This window comes from Bacillus sp. LR--39 (assembly GCF_053613335.1).
In genome coordinates this window covers 1-933 of the sequence record NZ_JBSIOT010000482.1, presented here as the reverse complement: position 1 = coordinate 933, position 933 = coordinate 1, and the positions used below count along the sequence as shown (strand labels likewise).

1 protein-coding gene is annotated in these 933 nt (G+C 52.1%); it reads right to left on the bottom strand.

The window, feature by feature from the left end; genetic code table 11:
- Window positions 1–27 precede the first annotated feature (27 nt).
- On the bottom strand, window positions 28–891 hold the full coding sequence (locus ACWHAR_RS24310; RefSeq protein WP_041057114.1) for a DMT family transporter: 864 nt from the start codon (window positions 889–891) through the stop codon (window positions 28–30).
- Window positions 892–933 lie beyond the last annotated feature (42 nt).

The window sequence follows — 933 nt, the reverse complement described above, 5'->3', positions numbered from 1 at the left end:
TTTGAAGTTTATGCTTAATGGTCTGCCTTACTTTGCAAATCGCCGAGCTGCGGCAACGCACATGATAACGGCGATATTCACTGCTACGAGTGCCCAGCCTACTTTCTCGTGCAGTATCACTGAGGCAAGCAGCAGTCCAAAAAAAGGCTGGAGAAGCTGGAGCTGCCCAACCGCTGCAATTCCCCCTTGGGCAAGACCTCGATACCAGAACACGAAGCCAATCAGCATGCTGAATAAGGATACATATGCAAGACTGAGCAGCGCGGGAACGCCGATCGCCGACCATGAGTCCGGCGTAAAAAAGAACGACAATGGCAGCATAAGAGGAAGCGACAGAACGAGTGCCCATGAGATCACCTGCCAATTCCCCAGACGCCGTGAAAGTTTGGCCCCTTCTGCATAACCAAGACCGCATACGACAATAGAAGCCAGCATGTACGCGTCGCCAAGCGGGGATGAACCTCCCCCCTGAATGAGGGCGAAACCTGCTACTAACAAGCTGCCGGCAGCTGAGAAAATCCAGAAGACGGGCCGAGGGCGTTCACCCCCGCGCAGTACGCCGAAGACTGCCGTTGCGAGTGGAAGAAGTCCAATGAAGACAATGGCGTGTGCGGATGTGACATGCTGAAGCGCTAAAGCTGTCAGCAACGGGAAACCAATCACTACGCCAAACGCTACCACTAATAATGAAATGAGGTCTCTTTTGGCAGGATGCTGCTGCCGGAAGATGAGAAGGAGACCTCCCGCCAGTACACCAGCTATCGCAGCGCGGCAAACTGTGAGAAATAACGGATCGAAGTCTGACACAGCCAAACGGGTCGCAGGCAGCGAGCCGCTGAAAATGAGTACGCCTATAAAACCATTTATCCAGCCATTTGTTCGTTTGTTCATTACAATCACTCCACATATCTTTCTTGTTCATTGTCTGTATTT